This is a genomic window from Pseudomonas sp. B424 (assembly GCF_055408345.1).
On the sequence record NZ_JBUZTL010000008.1, the window covers coordinates 152,141 to 170,384 of the forward strand.

The 18,244-nt window shown below is 55.0% G+C and carries 10 protein-coding genes; 6 read left to right on the forward strand and 4 right to left on the reverse strand.

The window, feature by feature from the left end; all coding sequences use genetic code 11:
• The first annotated feature begins 135 nt into the window (after positions 1-135).
• A complete protein-coding gene (locus ACZRMS_RS12395; protein WP_272949743.1) occupies positions 136-399 on the forward strand; it encodes a DUF3391 domain-containing protein in 264 nt (87 codons plus the stop codon).
• A gap of 91 nt (positions 400-490) precedes the next feature.
• The gene (locus ACZRMS_RS12400) at positions 491-1,360 is read left to right on the forward strand and encodes an HD-GYP domain-containing protein (protein ID WP_223198360.1); all 870 of its coding nucleotides are present in this window, start codon (positions 491-493) and stop codon (positions 1,358-1,360) included.
• Between the two features lie 449 nt (positions 1,361-1,809).
• On the opposite strand, the gene ACZRMS_RS12405 is transcribed toward ACZRMS_RS12400, so the two are convergent.
• The 3 genes from ACZRMS_RS12405 to ACZRMS_RS12415 all read right to left on the reverse strand — a co-directional run bounded on the left by ACZRMS_RS12405 (position 1,810) and on the right by ACZRMS_RS12415 (position 4,651).
• Positions 1,810-2,121 (reverse strand): hypothetical protein, encoded by a 312-nt coding sequence (locus tag ACZRMS_RS12405; protein ID WP_463995501.1) that lies wholly within the window; start codon positions 2,119-2,121, stop codon positions 1,810-1,812.
• 199 nt (positions 2,122-2,320) lie between these two features.
• On the reverse strand, positions 2,321-3,103 hold the full coding sequence (locus ACZRMS_RS12410) for a hypothetical protein (protein ID WP_463995502.1): 783 nt from the start codon (positions 3,101-3,103) through the stop codon (positions 2,321-2,323).
• A 1,017-nt stretch (positions 3,104-4,120) separates the two neighbouring features.
• Positions 4,121-4,651 (reverse strand): hypothetical protein, encoded by a 531-nt coding sequence (locus ACZRMS_RS12415; RefSeq protein ID WP_463995503.1) that lies wholly within the window; start codon positions 4,649-4,651, stop codon positions 4,121-4,123.
• Between the two features lie 403 nt (positions 4,652-5,054).
• Between ACZRMS_RS12415 and ACZRMS_RS12420 the strand changes: the two genes are divergently transcribed.
• Genes ACZRMS_RS12420 through ACZRMS_RS12435 form a run of 4 tightly spaced genes read left to right on the forward strand, consistent with a single transcriptional unit; the run spans position 5,055 to position 17,651 of the window.
• Positions 5,055-5,744: a hypothetical protein gene (locus ACZRMS_RS12420; protein WP_463995504.1), complete on the forward strand. Its 690-nt coding sequence runs from the start codon at positions 5,055-5,057 to the stop codon at positions 5,742-5,744.
• Complete coding sequence (locus ACZRMS_RS12425; RefSeq protein WP_169872918.1) at positions 5,741-6,091, forward strand: hypothetical protein; 351 nt, start codon at positions 5,741-5,743, stop codon at positions 6,089-6,091. Before ACZRMS_RS12420 ends, ACZRMS_RS12425 begins: the two co-directional genes overlap by 4 nt.
• A 12-nt stretch (positions 6,092-6,103) precedes the next feature.
• Positions 6,104-6,940: a hypothetical protein gene (locus tag ACZRMS_RS12430; protein WP_169872917.1), complete on the forward strand. Its 837-nt coding sequence runs from the start codon at positions 6,104-6,106 to the stop codon at positions 6,938-6,940.
• 19 nt (positions 6,941-6,959) lie between these two features.
• On the forward strand, positions 6,960-17,651 hold the full coding sequence (locus ACZRMS_RS12435; RefSeq protein ID WP_463995505.1) for an ADP-ribosyltransferase-containing protein: 10,692 nt from the start codon (positions 6,960-6,962) through the stop codon (positions 17,649-17,651).
• Between the two features lie 71 nt (positions 17,652-17,722).
• Here ACZRMS_RS12435 and ACZRMS_RS12440 read toward each other — a convergent pair whose 3' ends face one another.
• Positions 17,723-18,088: a hypothetical protein gene (locus ACZRMS_RS12440; protein ID WP_463995506.1), complete on the reverse strand. Its 366-nt coding sequence runs from the start codon at positions 18,086-18,088 to the stop codon at positions 17,723-17,725.
• Positions 18,089-18,244 lie beyond the last annotated feature (156 nt).

The following is an 18,244-nucleotide window of genomic DNA, read 5'->3' on the forward strand; positions in this document are numbered from 1 at the left end:
CTGATCCAAGAATCTTGGCGTGACCTTACCTCCGCTCTACCGCTGGGTGCCAGCCTCGGCGCACGCCTAACCACCCAACTCAGAAAGGAAAATAAGTTGGTAAAACGCATTCCCGTATCCGAGCTTCGTCTCGGCATGTACATCCACAAGCTCGCCGGCTCTTGGGTTCGACACCCATTCTGGCGCGGCAGCTTCCTGCTGACCGAGCCTCAGGATCTCTCTGCCATTCGAGAATGTGGCGTCGGGGAGGTCTGGGTCGACTTGGCCAAAAGCCAAGTCGACCCAGAGAGCCCAGAGAGCCCAGAGAGCCCAGAGAGCCCAGAGAGCCCAGAGCCCAGAGCCCAGAGCCCAGAGCCCAGAGCCCAGAGAATTGTCGGAGGAGCAATCTCTGCCGTCTAGTCCACTAAGCAAGAAAAGTGACGGCGCAACCTCAATGGAGAGCGAAATGTGTTATGCACGGAAACTCTGTCTTGCGGCCAAGTCCCAAGTCATGGACATGTTCCAGGAAGCCCGGCTTGGCAAGGCCGTCGACCCAAGCACGACGTTGCCGCTGGTCGGAGAAATCGCTGCCTCGGTGCTGCGCCAACCTCATGCCCTCATCAGCGTCGCACGCATCAAAACGCACGACGATTACACCTACCTGCACTCGGTTGCCGTCTGCGCCCTGATGCTATCGCTGGCCCGGCATCTCGATCTAGACGAGGAGCAAACGCGCCTGGCTGGCATCGGCGGACTGATGCACGACCTAGGCAAGGCCGCGATGCCGCTGGAAGTGCTTAACAAACCAGGCAAGCTCACCGATGCCGAGTTCGCCATCATGAAGCGCCACCCTGTGGAGGGCGCAAAGATGCTGCGCGCAGGCGGGGCCGAGCCCGGGGTGGTGGACATTGCCCTGCACCATCACGAGAAGATCGACGGAACCGGCTACCCGGATCGCTTGGCCGGTGACGCCATTTCACTCCTGGCCCGCATGGGCGCAATCTGCGACGTCTATGATGCCGTGACGTCGGAGCGAGCCTACAAAAAGCCGTGGGACCCGTCCGCGGCGATGCGGCAGATGGCCAAGTGGGAGGGCCATTTCGACAAACGCATCTTCCACGCCTTCGTCAAGGCCGTGGGCATCTACCCCGTCGGCTCCTTGGTTCGCCTGTCCTCTCAGCGTCTGGCCGTTGTCGTTGAGCCGGGAATGGAATCACTGCTGACTCCCAAGGTTCGCGTGTTCTTCTCGCTACGCTCGAGAGAGCCGATCCCGATGCAGACCATCGACCTGGCGGCCACGAGTTGCAAGGACAGTATCACTGGCCCCGAAGACCCGACGCTCTGGAACTTCAAGAACCTCGACGACTTGTGGATGGAATAGCCCCCACAAAACGACGGCCCCGTGAGGGAGCCGTTGAACATCGTCGAGCGATGCCCGTCCAGGGAGGGATGGCCGAGCTCGATTCTCCAGAAGGTAGCTGGTGACACGAGTGTTGAGCCCACCCAACTAGGGTGACGGAAATTTCTGGGGTTCCGGCTTACATCCCCAGCATCGTAGAAAATGGAGTTTCCTTCAGGTTCACTCTGCTCAGTCTGAGTCACGGCTGAAGCATCCTGGTACTGGGTCATATCAGAATCTGCTACAGCATTTACAGAGCCTAAAGCACCGACAGCCATCGCAAGTGCAGTAGTGAGAGCAAGACCGCAGCGCTTACCTGCAGGACCTTGTTCTACAACGACAGCGGAAGTGACACCAAGGCTATCAAGTAGCTTTGATTTCCATGGAACTGATGCAGAAGAGATATTAGATTCGCTCATGCGGAACCTCTTCTACTGGCCGATGGCTGGAATGAAATGCTCTGCCTCTGTGCTCGGATTGAGCACTACAAATGGCAATCCGCTGTGCACTGCCTCAAGCGCCGACATGGCCAATTTCTTCAGCACCAGTGACCCTTGCGCACTGCTTAGGTGAAGGTCGTACCCACTCAAGGAGGCTTTAGTGGCGGACATGGCCAGCGTTCCACCTTCAGCAAGCGAGTCTTGGCTGAGGATGAGACATACAGGCTTTTTATCAGCGTCGAACCCAATGGCCAATGCGTAGCTATCGACCTCGACAGATGCGCCCGATAGTTGTGAATTCATGAAGAACACCTCAGCACTGTTCAGTTAAAAAGTTGGTGATTTTGAATCGTTAACCCAGAGCCCACAGAGGAATACCCCTTACCAGAGAAACCCCCTGGCATGCTGCTGGATGGGAGAATTGTTCATGCGCCAGCTTAGCCAGACGTCATTACGGACTAAGGCCCCAAAAGGGGCCTGAAGAGCTATCTAACGGTGCTTGCTATACGCGGTTTTTGTATTGATATGCGTCTTGGCGTAGGACAGCTCTGACGGCGCGGGTACGGGCGGAATCCTGAGGTCTACCCATCGGGTCCGGTGACGCTACTGTTCGGGCTTGAGCGATGACACGAATGCGCGAGCGCATCCAGTTAGCGTCGGCGGTGTAGGTGGCGCCGGGATTGTTTGCCAAAAGTGCTGAGATCTTTTTCATCAGCTCAGCGGTCAGAATCACGCGGCCAAGAATGTGGAAATCTGAGTGCTTAAGGGATGCCGCATCTTCCACGCCCATAGCTGCCAAATTGGCTGGGATACCGGCGCACAAGCGTGCCGTCCCGAAGATTTTCTTTGCTTCATCGAGCAGCTGACCAGCGTTCAAATCACCGCACTGGAGAGGCACGATTACCCGAGCACCTGCAGCAACCCAAGTAGCAACTCGGGCGGCATGCTTGGTCCACAGGAGGAGTGTCGCAGCCTGATCGCCAATGACATCCGGTGCGACGATACTCAATCCCTCGGGGCGAGAGGTCATCATCAGAATGCTTTCGTATACATTGAACACTCGCTCCCAAGCGACAGTTTCACCTTTCTGAAAGGCCGCAAATGCGCCCGAATCCACGAAAGCGGTACCGCCGTTGTCGAGGTGGCGGGGGAGCACCAAGAAAGTCTTTGAGAGATCCAGCAGGGTTGCAACGACCCCGACCGGGACGCGCTCATCTACAGCAGCGCGAAGATCAGATTTGGCAGACATGCCAGAGTGAAATGCTAGATCCCAAGTAAAAGACATTCATACATCCTTAGTGCAGAGAAGCTCGGTATACCGAACGTCCAGGGTTAGTTGGAGGGCGTTAATTGACTGGTGGAAGTGATGGGCTGCCACGTGTGATTCCAGTCTGCTTCCCGAGTATCCCGAGCCTGACGAATCGCTAACGCGTTCGCTTCTTCCTCACTATTTGCACGTACCTCAATCACGATGGTGCGAGTAAAGGTTTCGATGACTTTGGCTTTGTATAAGGTCTGCATGCGGGTCTACCGTGGGTGCTGAGCCAGATAACCAATATACCTTTTATGGTATATTTCGGACACACAAATATTCCTTTTAAGGAAGATTCTGAAGATTGGGTTACACATCCCCCCTCCGCATACGAGAAAACCAACGCCGTATACCCACGCGAGACATCCACATTTCACGTACGTGCGTGCACATCAAATGCAGCCCGGTACCTGGGTGAGCGCCAGCGCCATCACATTGCGAATGGACAGTGAATCCATTGGATAGAGAGGGGTGCGTTTTGCCGAGAGGAAGACCGATTGCGGCGACTTCAGTAGATCCCCCGCGACATTCCCCATTGCCCATGACCGCGCCTTTTAGGGGAGTACCTAATGTAGGCACCCATAAATAGACCATCCTCCCCAGTAGACGCCTCAGATCAAAAACCAGTACCGCCCCCTCCGGGGGCTGCCTGGACTGCCCAACCATCTGCATACATTCATCAACATCTGCAGAGCTTGATTGCTTTTGATCTTCCCAGCGGGCCCGACCGCTCAAGCGCATTGCGCTGCCAAGCGCAACCCCAAAGGGGGGCACCCTTGGGCTGGAATGGAGGATTGTGGGAGAGGGCTGTGTGTGATGCTTCGCAGTTCCCGCTATGAGGCTTTTAAGCGTCAACGCTAGAAGCCTCACTGTGTTCTCGCTGAAGAGCTACAAGCGTTAACTCAAAGCAGTGGGGCCCACGCATTGGTGCGTTGACCTGGTACAGGGTGAGCACAATACAAGCGTTGGCATAAAAGCATTCGCTAACGCTCATAGGGTCGACCCAAAGACAGTGCGTTGAGATTGACCTGTAACGGGGTATCGAACGACTGAGAACCACAGAGTGCGATCAGCAGTGGTCGCACTATTTGGACAACGCTCACCCATGCCACCCCAATACTGCTCGATGAAGTCTTCACCGTATTCTTCAGTGGCTTCCTCTTTGGTCATGACTTCATCTTTAAAAGGATGCTCGTTTCCAATCTGCTCAACGATCCTAAAACGCATTTCATAAAGTAAGTCGTCGTTCAGATCGTGATGAGGATCTGAGTGAATCTGGCTATCGAACGTTGGCAATGCATCCAAATGCATTCGGTTTGCAATGGACTGCAGCGCTACTTTTTCAGCCAGTGCCGTCATCGAATCCAACATCGCTGTCAGCTTTTCAACTGCACCTGGGCCATCCCCAAGAAAGATCGTCGGGTTGTCGAGGACATGGTCCAGCACAAGATTGCGCAAATGATCGCTGGTGAAGCGAGCGCTTGAAGCTTTTTCGTTAACGCTGTCCATATCGCTGGCCATAAACTTTCCGGTTAGCATGTATTTGCAATGTACAATATCATAAGACGATGTCGTTTTATGAGGTCACGCTAACCTGTGGCAACACAATCCGGCGCTAACTCTAGAGCTTCATAGCGTCACCGCATGAAACGCTTTTAAGTCAACGCTTTAAAAGCTTCAAAGCGTTAACGATGAAGCCGAGCAGCTGAACCCTGACTGGACCAGACGGTTTTCCAGATATATCCCAGCGAGAGATACAGGGCGTCCAAAGGCCGCCTGCGGCGGGGAAGGGGTAAAGCAGCGGTGTGAAAGGTATAGGCGTACCTCAAAAGTACGCGTTGCCCAGTCAGCCCCCGAAGGGGGCGGGGCGTTCTTGAGTGAGGAGGGTCACTTAAGGAGGATGGTCTAAATTCAGGAGCCGGTCGTGACAAATCTCAAAAATTACGAATTCCAACCATTGCTGCAGGGCCAAGTATGCGTAGACCGCGAGGAGAGCGGGGTTTTCACGGCATTCCATGCTGTGGCCACCGATAACCACGGCCTTCGTTGGATTACCCTCGACCGCAAATCCTTCGCCGCGCAAGCTGCCATCAATGGCTATTGCGCATGGGTTGCTCACAATGAGGAGGCCTCGTGGCACCCAGCCTATGCCGTAAGCCAGCGTCAGCTTGGCCAACTTGTGGCCCACCGCGCTTCGATCCTAGCGCTGGCGCCATCAACCCCGCTCATCAAGATCGCGATGCTCTCGATCAAAAACGTGTTGAGCACGGTCATGAACGACGACATTGGACAGGTCATCAAAGGTTTGTCCTGCCTGGGCCTCGATGTCGGGAACTCCCGCAATCGCCATGCTCTACAAATCGTCATCAAACTGGCTGAAAAAACAGCCTGTGAGCACCTGCTCGATGGCCTGTTGATCCAGCCTCTGGCGCTGGATGGTTTCGATAACGCCACTCGTTGGATTGACCAGATGGCCACACCACTCTTTCTGCTGGAGCTGGCGCGCTTGGCATACACCGACGATGTGGCCAGCGAGCTTGCCGCACGTACCCGAGCCACTGTGCCGTGCGTGGCCCCGGATTCGATGGTCTCAATGATGGCGCTCGAAGCATGAGCGCTGTCGCAATCCCGAAAAGTTACCTGGTTGAAGTCAGTGCCAAATTCAGCGAGCGCGCTGATTTCCAGCAGCTGATCAAACCCGTCTTTGTGGGTGAGCGGGAGCTTAAAGAGCTGCTCGCGGAGTTCCGGCTTCTGAGCGGCAAAAGCTACCCCCTTGATGGGATTCATTCCTTTTACTCGGAAGAGCAGCGGTTCCCATTCAATCGCCTGCTTGTCCTCAAAAGTGAGTCGAATTTCGGTCTGCAGGAATCGGTCGATACACTTCTGGTCAACCTCTGTTCATTCGTGCGCTACAACGCCGCTCCACCGAGTCAGGCGCACGACAATGCTGCAAATTTATAGGATCTCATCCCCATGCGTCAGCCAATCGTCCTGCAGGTTCAAGGTCTCGGAATTCCGGTTGTAGCCAGCCCCGCCTCTGAAAAAATCGAGCTGCGCTGGTCTTCAGATCCGGACATTGACGCTGACGCTCCGGCCTACCTTTTCCGCGACGCTAGAGAAATTGAGAAGTTTCTGACCTTTGCGGTTGATAAGCGCTTCATTAATCAAAGTCTGCTGCTACCGATTCGCGTGGACGCCGACAAGGACGCTATCTCACTTTCTCGCGCTAGTGCCGAGGATCAAGGCGTAGACGCCGTGAATTGGGACTTGGTTCGTGTGGGCGTGGTCATCAACGGTAATTCGAGCATGGGACCGGTCAGCGATACCCTGGAATGGATCGGCACTCGTGAGGAGTACCAAGCCAGCGCTCATATGCTTGAGGCTTTCCAGCATGCCGCCCACCGTGAGATTTCGAACCCCATCATCATCACGCACAACGAATCTCATCAGACGCTGGCGGCGGCTGACTTCATGACGGCCTTCCACAGCAGCATCAAGCCTCAACTCATGAATGCGCACCAAGTGCTGGAGCAGATGACCAGCGAGCTGCACACGCTCGATGTGGACGCCATAAATCCAGATCGCGCAGCGAGCATTCTAAAGCAGCTGCAGAGCGCCCTGATCGACGCCCGCCATCAAGACAACATCCTGCGCGAAAGCCTAGGCATGGACACCAAACCATTATCGGACCTGGAAGCACAGCAGCACGCGTCTCAGCCATTGGAAACCGCGACACCCGGTTCCTCTGTGACGTTGGAGCCTGAACCTGAGCCCAGTCCTGACCTATTTCGAAGCCCTCGCTTGGGGTGATTCCACGGAGTGACGCGGCATGCCCGGTCTTCAGTCCCTGCTTGAAAAGTTTGTTACGACTACTCACGGCTACACCACAGACAGCGAAACAGTCTTCTCACATCCCCTCACAGACGCCCGTATTGCACTCGCCACCGATGACGAGACCATACGGGCGCTGGCCGTCTACGGCTGGAGCGTCGCTGAGCCCAGCCTGGAGCCTAGCTTTAACGTGTTGCCGGCACTGCAGCGAACATTCCCTGAACTGCTGAGCCAGCATCCTGATGAACTAGATCGGCTGCTGGCGCCTGACAGCGTGGCCAAACTAATCGAAGCGCAGCAAGTTGAGCATCGTGGCCGTATGGCGCGCTGGCTCCTTGGGCGCAGTCGGTCCACTGGCAACACTGAACTGGCCAAGTGGACACGTGAGGCCTGCGCGGACATCGCTATTCAATCGAGCCATCCGCTGGCGCCAAGACAGGATCGGCCAACCTACATCCAAGGCCCTGAGTCATTGGGCCGGATCACTGGTAGTGAGCTTACGGGTTACCAGCTCTTACTTGTCGCCAGTTCCAGCGGGCGCACTATGTTGTCCTCCGCGCCAACGATGGATGAGCTGTTTGCACCCAACGTCGAGTGGACTGCAGCCCAGTGGAGTGCCTACGAACAGTTGCTACGCGCAATCCCTTGTTCAGCGCAAACCTTTGCAACTCAGGTGAACGCGCTGCGCGCCGATGCTGCCTGTCACAGCCAGCACCTGTGGGCCATTCAGCAGGGCACCGCCGCATACCTCGGTACCGCTACCGATGATCTACGTAGACGCTTTCGTCACTCCCCGTCATCGCAATGGCTTGATAGCGCCAGCGCTGAAACTGGGATCTCCCTGAGGAGTGCAGGCGGCATGAACCGCCTGATCGATCTTTACATGGTCGAGCACCTCACTGATTCAGAGGTGCTTGAGCACATTGTCCCGGCTATGCGTGACGCAGACTCCGATTTTGCTGAATTGAGCGACACCGCACTCGCAGCGATTTGGCGCAGCGCCTACAACCCGATTCTTAACTCAGTCCTGCGCGCTTCCGCCGACGAAACGGTGAGGCTGAGGGTGGGCGAGACTCCACCTGCTATAAAATCATCTCCTGAGGCAATGCGTGGGCTGCTCTCCAGCTACTACGGTGAAGCGCCAATAGCGACACTCGAACTGGCGGACAAGCTGCACCTGGTGAGCACCGTTGATGATCTGCCTTCCAGCCTGCAGGATGAGGTTTACCTAATTGGCGGGCGTGACAGAGTCTCGGGAATCACCTTTGAAGGGGCTGTATACCTCATTGGTGCCAATACTGCCCCTGAAGAGGTGTGCAGCGTTTTCTTGCATGAGGTCGGCGAGCACGCCGCTCTGCGATCCATGCTCGGGCGCGATTATGGCCGTATCGTCCAACGCTTCAATCATCTCCTTAGCGAGGGTGATACCTACGCGGTTCAGGCCTCTATGCAAGTGCCGAACTCCACCGCTCCCTCCAATCTCGATAGCGAACATCTTGCTCACCTGATTCAACTGGCAGCGGCTGACATCGAGGCCAAAGAAGGGGGTGAGGGTGGTTTCGACTTGGGCCAACGCTGTATCAGGGATTTGCGCACCTGGTTGTATCGCACACCACTGATGCGCGAACTGGAACGCCAAGGCGAGCTGGAGGATTTCAAGCTCGATGCCCATGACATCGCTACCCTGGCGCGTGAAGCGGTCGACTTCCACGTCGCGGACATTCAACACAGCACCACGGAGCTAAATCAGTGGGACTCGAAGCTCGATAGCGATTTTGTTTCTGTCCTGCACAAGCAGACGGTAAGCGAGCGTGTTGATGCGCTGCAGCACCTGCCGCTTGAGCAACAGATAGCGTACGTCTACGCCCTTGGAACAATGCAGGCCACTGATGGCGCCGAGACACTTGTGCGCATGGCTGGCGCAGTAGCCGAGGCCAGCAATAGCGCTGACGAGGTGACACGCCTGCTGGCAAGCGAAGTGAGCGCTCTAACTCTGCGACTGAGCACTCAGTCCAGAGCCAGTCGTCATCTCGACACACAAGGGTTGTTTGCAGCCATAAGCGGTACCGATACGCCATCAGCTTCAGTATTAACGCTGATACGCTCGGCGCCGAATGGTAAGTGGGTCGCCGAGCATTACCAAAATGGGCTTGGACTGACGCTGCTAGAAGATTTCGACACCAAAGAGGCCGCTGTCCAAATCCTGGGCCAGCACCATTTCCCCGTTCAGTCGAAAGAGTTGGACAGCGTCATCGCTCGATGGGGCTCTGCAATCGCAGCTGAACACCGTCAGCTCGACAGCCAAGCGTTCAAGCGCTGGTTTGCAGGAAGTGTGACGCGTTACAGCGACGGTACCCCGATGGTGCTCTACCACGGTACCGCTAAGAATTTTTCTAAGGCCAACGGTATTTTCTGGGCAAGCGCACCAACACCTGCCGAGCAACGCCCAGCGCCAGCACCGGCGCCGATAGTTGAATTACAGAAGGTGGAAACACCATTTGACCAGTGGTTTGGTGCCTCGAAGATAGTGGATGAGGGCGGGAAGCCACTCACGCTTTATCACGGCACCTCGGCCAGCTTCAATGCATTCAAGGTTAGCCTCTACGGCGCAATCGGTGCCGGGGTATACACGACACCGAATGCTGGCGACGCGCAAATCTACGGAGATCGATTGGTTGATCTGCACGCCAACCTGGTTAACCCGCTGATCGGTACATTCGCTGAAGTCCGCGCCATGCAGTATGCGAATGAGACCTCCGAAAAGTTCACTGAACGATTGATCGGTCTGGGATACGACGGAGTCGCAACAACTGATGCCACAGGTCGGTTTGACTACGTGGTTGCCTTCCAGCCTGAGCAGCTGAAGTCGGCCAGTCAGAACAACGGTATGTACGATCGATCGAACCCAGACATTCGCTTCCGTGACATGCCACAGCACGGCTCGCCGACCGAAACAGTCGCATTCAAGAATTGGTTCGACGGCTCCTCGATCACTGACCAACAGGGGCAACCGCTGGTTGTCTACCATGGCACTGATGCTGACTTTACGTCATTCAAAGCCGGTCCCAACTACTTCACGACTCGGACGGATTACAGCTACATCCGAAATTGCGATGTAGTCATGCCCGTATATTTGAACATCAAGAATCCATACCGACCGGAAAGTCAGCATGAGATCGAATCCATCCGCTCTAACCCTGAACGCTATGAAGAACTGAAGGGGTTGGGGTACGACGGGATGCTCTGGTCAGCACCTGGCAATATGATGAAAGGGGCCTCTGGGTGGGGCAACGATCTACCGCAGATAGTCACGTTCTATCCGAATCAAATCAAGTCGGCCATCGGGAATGTTGGCAGCTTTGATCACGCCAGCAATGACATCCGATTCAAGCAAAAGCATGCAGTTCAGACTTCTACCCCTGAATTCCAACAGTGGTTTGGCGAATCCAAGCTGGTGGCGCCCAGTGGCGAGCCTATGGTGGTGTACCACGGGACGAACATGGACTTCAGCGTGTTCAACACCAACTCTGTTCAAAGTCGTTTTCCGTACTCGTTCGGCTTCCACTTCACTGATCAACGCAATGAGGCCAGTACCTACGCGGACAGCATTACCAATGCCGCAGCTGGCTTCAATCCTGACTCGCCATATGTGAAACCTTCCATGGAGGGCGGGAACGTTATGCCCGTATTCATCCGGGCAGAGAACCCACTGATCATCAAAACTGATCAGCTGTCGGCCTCAATCGAAGCAGACATCAATCGCGCCGAGATCGTTACCCAGCTCGAAGAAGCGCGGGCCGCTGGCCAACCCTACGACTCAGTAATCATCAAACGCGAGCGTGGCGATGAATACGACGGGCTCAACGTCATCGTCTTCAATCCAAACCAGATTAAATCTGCTATTGGCAATGCTGGCAGCTTTGATCGCGCCAGCAATGACATTCGGTTCAAGTTACAGCACTCAGCCCCGCTGACCAGCCTGCCTACCTTCAAGGACTGGTTCGTACGATCCATGGTTGTTGACGCGGCTGGCGCTCCACTGGTCGTTTACCACGGGAGCCACAAAGACTTCACTGTGTTCGAGCAGCAAGAAAGTGCTCACTTTGGTTTCCATTTTGGTAACGCGCAGGCGGCAAATACGCGCCTGGATGACACAGCTGAAAAGCACTTCGACAACGCTGAATTTATTCGCCTGCATGAACGTGCAACCAAGTTTTGGATGGACATGCAAGCGTTCAGAAAGTCACTGGAAGAGAAGTCCGCAAAACCTTCTACAGAGATGATCATCGCGGACGCTGCTCGGCAAGGCAAAGAGTTATGGGAGGTGATTGGCGACTACACCTACCAGCCTAACCCAATAGAGCGGGCGCAACTCAAGGAGCTTGAGGACCGCTTCAAAGAGGCGAACGTTATCTCCCACAAGTACGGCGAAGGGAGCCACATCAACTCGTTCTACCTCTCCCTGCAGCGCCCGCTGCGCCTTCCGGATGTTGGTGACTGGGGTACACCTGACACCGTGGCGATGGAATTACCTTGGGGCTCTGACGCAACGACATTCGAGGAGATCGTCGACGAAATCAAAGAGCACGGCTATGACGGTATTGTGTACCTCAACACCGTCGAGAACCTACGTGGCGAGCAGACTGACAGCTACATTGCCTTCGACCCGGAGCAGATTAAATCAGCCTATGGCAATGTAGGGACATTTGACAAAGATAGCCCAGACGTACGCTTTGCCTTTGCTGGCGCTGCTGCCCAAACCGCTGAGCGCCAGCTGCTGGCCAGTGCCAAGGTAGCAATCGAAGCTGGCGCCGATGCTGAGCAAGTACGTCACGAAACTGGCTGGTTCCAAGGTAGCGATAGCAAGTGGCGCTTCGAGCTGGATGACAATCAGCTCAAAGCCCGTGAGAGCTGGAATCTTTGGGGGCAGAATAAAACCTCAACGACTTTCCGCGCCCATGACCTAATCGATCACTGGCCCCTATTCGATGCCTACCCACAACTGCGCTACTTAAAGGTAACAGTAGAGCCTGGGCTCGCGCCTGACACAGCCGTATTCTTTCCGCTCGACAGCAGCATTTCACTTGGCGCGGAGCCAGAAGAAGGGCTTCTGACACTTTCGATGCAGCAGTTGTCTGCGCTCGCGCATGAGCTGCAGCATGGCATCCAAGAGATTGAGCGGTTTTCCCATGGAGGCTCGGCATCGGACGAAGCATTGCCCACAAGCCGAGTAGTACTAAAAACCCTCAATGAAACATACAGAGAACGTAAACAGGCGCTGGAGCAGAGCGCTGAGTATGCCGAGCACATCGCGCAAGTATTGTCCGCGATCCCACCTGGCGAGCGAATGCGCCAAGGTGCCCGAGGCGAGTACGACCACGGCCAGAAAGTCGCCAATGAATCCGCCTACAACTTCTTCATCGAACCACTGGAGGAAGAGAGGCTTTCCATATTCGATAGGTTGGTGAAGCTGGAGGGGCCAATGCAGGGCGCCGACAGCCGCATGCTTAGCTATCGTCTATTGGCGGGTGAAGTAGAGGCCCGCAATGTGCAGGCTCGCCTGCATTTCAGTGCTGCAGAGCGTATGGCCAGATCCCCCCAAGACACCCAAGACGCGCCTGAACAGTCTGTCTACGATTGGCACGAGGATGAAGTACGCCTTGCGAGTTTGATCCGTGCGCAGAGCGCTGACTCCCCAGTACTTCCCACCCCCAGCGCCAAGCTGCGCTTTGCCTACAGTGACAATGGCATCCGGACGCAGATGGATGCTCTTGCTGACTTCTACACCCAGAGCGATGAGTACCAGTTTGATCAGTATGAAAAACGCGAACGCATCACTGACCAGTTGATCGAGCAACTGGCGGGAAATGAGCAGTTTATAGGGATGGTACTGCCCGTCGCTTTCGGATTCACCGCGATTACTCAGTCCGCGAAACAACCTGGTGCTTGGCAAGTCACAGCTTTGGACGCCAGCTTTGCACCACTTAGTGATGAAGGGACCCAGTCTAAGGCCGAAGCGTTGGCGACATTCTTTGGTCAGTTCGATACGGCATCAGCTTCGGCGGTTATTGCTGGAGCCACCGCAGACATCAGTCTCGCGGATACGCATGTGGGGCTCAACAAAGCCCTCAAGGGTTCAACATTGGCGGATGAGTACGCCGAGTTGCGGCAAGACATGGCCCGCTATTCGCAGCCAGCGCTTGAGGCTGACCGTGCTCTAGTGATGCCTGTTTACCTGAACGTCAAATCACCGTTTGATGGCGACAAGCTATCCATTAGTTCTTTGAAGGTTGGAGAGCTGCGCGATGAACTAGTACGCCAGACGGAGGCAGCTGGTCGGCACATTGACGTAATGCTCGTGGCGAGCTTGGTGAAGACGATCACCAAAGCTGCCCGCGTGGAGGAGAGCGGCCCTTACTACAGGCGACATGACTTCTGGATGAACCGAACAAGCCACTTTGGTGGCGCCGGGGCAGCTGCACTTCAACAGCTGTTCACTCATTGCGGGTTCGACAGTATCAAGTTGACTGAGAACGACCACCTTACATTCGGGGTTTTCTCCGCCGCACAGGTGAAGTCTGCCAGTGGCAACACTGGCCTTTACTCAGCAAATCCAGACATTCGCTTTGCATTCGCTGGCTCCAGCGCGGCAACCAGTGACTTGTCCCGCCTCAAACAAGCAAAGCTACTGGCTGAGCAAGATGTCTCAGCAGACGACATATGGAAGAGCACAGGATGGATGTTCGGTGCTGACGGCGATTGGCGTTTTGAGATCGATGACAGTAAAGCGCGAATTCGTGGGTACGACCACGAGAAGGACGAAGCAGAAGTAACCACGACTGAGCCAGATCGGTTCGTCGATTGGGTAGAGGAGTCTATCCACCGTCGCAGTGGCGTCCCTCTTGGCCAGTTCTATGATCACCCTGAGCTGTATGCCGCGTACCCACAGCTGGCACACCTTAATGTGGTCGCTGTTGAGCGCAAACCTGGTGATGAGACATTGGGATCGTTTGGTTTTCATCGATCCTTTGCCCAGTCAACTCTGTATGTGGCAGCGCCTTATACCCTGAGGTCCGATGGGCCGACATTTGAAGAGGTACTTGCCCACGAAACCCAACATTGCATCCAGCACATAGAGGGCTTTGGACCGGGCGCTATGGTCAGCGATTTTGAAAGTGACCAGACCACCAGTGATGAACTGAAGTCGAGCATGCTGGCCTACATAGAAATCCATGACCAATCCAAATCACTTGGTTGTTCACCTGAGAAGTTTGCGGAGCTGTCCGGATACTCACAGCAGATCATCGAGCGTGTTGGTACATGGCGCCAGCAAGGGAACTGGGACAGCAATGTCGCCTCATTTCGCCGCAGTGTCATGTCGCCCTTCGAACTCTATTTTCATGAGGCGGGGGAAGTCGAGGCGCGCAACACTCAGCATCGTATCGGCATGACCGAAGAGCAGCGTGCGGTAACGTTCCCGTTGGACACAATCGATGTTGAGTCATCCCTAATCAGGGTAAGTCGCAAGTTTCGCGTCTTCGCTGACTCGACCATAACACCCGAAACGACAGCATATGGCCGTGCTGACAGTGCTTTTGAATGGGCAATCAAAACCCAAGGCTGGCGCACTGGTTTGAACGATAACGCGCAACTGCTTCACGCAGGCAAAGCGATGAATCTGTTCGCGGTTAAAACTGATGCGGCTTCCAGGACGTATCACGGCGAGATCTTCGCTGTAGCACTGGATGATTCGGTCATAGGCAGCTTCCTATATGGCCCCGCACCTGAAGGGGCTGGTCAGCACCTTAATACAGCGGCAATGGTTCACCCTGACTTCCGCCGCCAAGGTGTTGCAAGTACGGCCTACAACGCGATTGAGAGCCTTACAGGTAAGAAGCTGGTGCCTTCGCTTGCCAACACCTCATCCAGCGCCAAAGCATTCTGGGAAGCACGACAAGCGCCAGCAACAAAGAACGCGACAGTAGGTGACAGCAACGCGCTTAGTCAGTGGATGCGGCAATCAAGCACCGTCGGGGCCGATGGCAAACCCACGGTGTTCTACCACGGCACCATGGCTGCATTCGAGAACTTCGACGCAGCGCGCCATCGCTCGATCTTGAACAACGGCTATCAAGGTGATGCCTTTCACTTTTCACCATCGCCCGATGTGGCCAGCTCGTACGCAACAGCCGCAAGAAACCAACTATTCAGGCAGTTCGATCTGTACCAAGCAGCCGAGAAGGCGCTGCCGCCCACGATCACTCAGTTGCTAAAGGGGTTGGTGGAAGAGGGCCATGCAATCTGGGCCAAATACTCCGAGGATGAGTTCTGCAACATGCGGGATATGTGCCTCTCGAAAGGTTTCGACATCAACGACCTTATGGACCTTTCTGAGTACGTGGAAGGTAGTGCGGGGATACACCCACGCGAGAATATCAACCTCTTCGCAGAGCACCACGATTGCGACATGCCGGACGACATCAAAGATTTGGCCGTCACTCTTGGCTTAGCTGACGCAGTGCCTGTACCCATCGTCATGCCGGTCTATCTGAGGTGCGAGAACACTCTCTACACCGACGATAAGCAGCAGGCACGCGATGCCCAATCAAACGGCTATGACAGCGTTTGTTACAGCGGAGATGGGACCGTGGGTCAAGATCCTGAGTGGATGGTTTTTCACACAGCGAACATCCGAAGTGTTTTCGAGTTTGAGCAGGACGCGAAGGTTTTAATGCAAGAGCACAGCAATCCATTGAGCCCAGTACCTGGTGCTTCGATTACACCGCCCGCATCAACACTGTTTGACCATTGGTTTGAAGGGAGCAGCTGCATCAATCAGTTTGGCGAGCCACGGCTCGTGTTTGTGCGGGACAATCCTGGTAACGCCTTCAATACGTTTGCGGATCTGAATGCTGCAAGCCCTGACGCCCAAGGCAAAGTGACGCCAGCGATCTTGGCAATACGGTCACCCTTCATTGTCACGGACAGCGCGCACATCGCAATTACTGACTTGAACGACAAGCTTGGCCGTCGGAAAGCTGGGCTGATCGTGGGCGACCTACTGCGTGATGGCCAACTGGGCATTGAAGACATTATCAAGAATCCGCGGTGCAACAAATGGATTCAACAGGCAGGTTACGACGGTGTGATTTATCGCAACCGGGATGGGGAAAATCGCTATGTCACCTTTGACGTTGCGCAAGCGGTAGTAGGCTCAGCGATACAGAGAACCCTGAATGAAAGCTCACAGTGGGGCCCCGTCCCTGCAGCACCAGCAATGTCATTCGTTGGAGATCGAGCGCGGGCCCGCCAGTTCACCCTGAGCAATCATGGGAAACCACATGGCCACGTGGTGCCAATGAGTGCAGCAGACCAATACTTGGCCAACTCGGACAGGCTTTACGTCAATCATCTCGGCAACATCCGCCTGAGTGCGACAAACATAGCAGCGATGTGCGAAGCCCCTGATACGCCCAAGCACCTACTTGAGTTTCTGACGCGCAACCGCAAGGGGTTGGCAGGTAAGGCTAGGATCGAGGACATCTTCGCTGAACACATTCGTAGTTTGCGACAGGGTATCAACCAAGCTCGAATGGATGCTCGGGCTGACACCCCGCAAGCAAGCTACCAACGCAATATGGTCGATAAGCTCTCGAATGCCCTGGTGTGGGCAATTGAACATTCCAGCTCCAGCAAATCACTCAAAGGCCTGGTGAGTGAAGATCTGCTGCAGTGGAACAAACCACTGTCTCAACAGAGCCCAATGGTCCGGCAGGTACTTTCAACGCTGGGCATCAATGGCCTGTATCAGGTTGTTGGGAACGGCACCGTGCAGCTCAAAACATGCAACAGATACACCGCTGACGAATTCACTCGCGAATACCCAGACGGAAGAGTTGAGCAGATCGATGCAGCTGGCCTGACTGGGCGTGCCTGCTTTGAGGAGTTGGCCAACGACTTGGGGGGTAGCAAGCAAGCAGCTGACCTGCTGTCTTCAATGGGGATAACGGGGGCTCAGCAGAGCACGGCAGAAGTGCTGTTGTTTAAGCCTTCCTACACTCACGCTCCACTGTTAGCGCTGGCGCTGTGTAAGCCTACGCCTGGCGCGCTCAACGGCGACAGCCTAGCAATCCAAGACCTTGGCGGGGTAATGATCAAAGGGGGCGTGCACACAGCTTGCAAGAGCCTATGGAGCAATCAAGAGCGAGCGCTTGAAGTTGTTCAGTCGGCAATTCACTTGCTGTCTACACGACATTCCCAACTGGCTGATTTTGGTTCTCCACTTGCTGAAAATGACCAGCACAACAAGCAACAACTGGCCGAGGCCAAGGCCCTGCAGCAGGAATTGATGTTCACAGCCATACCAAGCCAGTTCTTACCTTGGGCTGAGCCGCTATCAGAGCAGCACCTGAAAACACTGAGCCCCGTCATCCAAATTGACCCGGCGCACGCACTACCTGGTTCTGCAGTCTTCCGCCTAATCGCGGGCCGACAAGAAGGCATTGAAGGAGCCAAAGCCATGCTGAGCAAGGTTGGGATCGTCGGGGTTTGTACTGAGGATGCCACACTCGCTTGGGGTACTGGGGCCCGGACGGTTTGCAAAACGGTTGCTGCTGACACACCGATAGCAGGGTACGCATTTGCAGACCTCACTGCTAAATCCAGCCTACCTAATCTTTCGATGATGTAGGCCACTGTTTGAGATGCAGTTTTGGAGGTGGCTGCGACAGTAATATTAAGCCCGCCTACGCGGGCTTTGAGTCATCCGATAAGGTTGTTGGCCACCACGGCTGAATGATGAATTTTCCCGTTGGTGGCTGTAACTACCTTCGTCGTCCGTTCAACCGACACCGACAATTTGTAATGGTCGCGGTATGGTCTGCCCCTAAAAATGACAGCCAGCTGGGCCGCGAACTTATGAGCCAAAGCTTCACTTTCCAAATACAGAGTTTTGTACGTGAGTCTCCCCGTAGGGGACACATAGAGGCCTTTAACAATGTCTTCGCTCTCGTAGAACTCTTGCCTAAGGTTTGCAGGGATCAGCCTATGTGGAATCTCGACCTTTATGGTTGCGTACTCGACCACTGTTTTGCTGGGGAGATCTCCAGCTGTCCGCAAGTCACTCATCTGGATTTTCCGTGGCCATCGCCCTCAATCAAGGCAGGCACTGTTCAACTCTATCCGCGATCTCACGCATTGCTTCGTAAGCTTGTTCTGCCCCATTGTCAGAAATGGCCCCGATAGGTCCCGCTGCCGTGTACCTAATCCGGTCGAAAGTAAAGA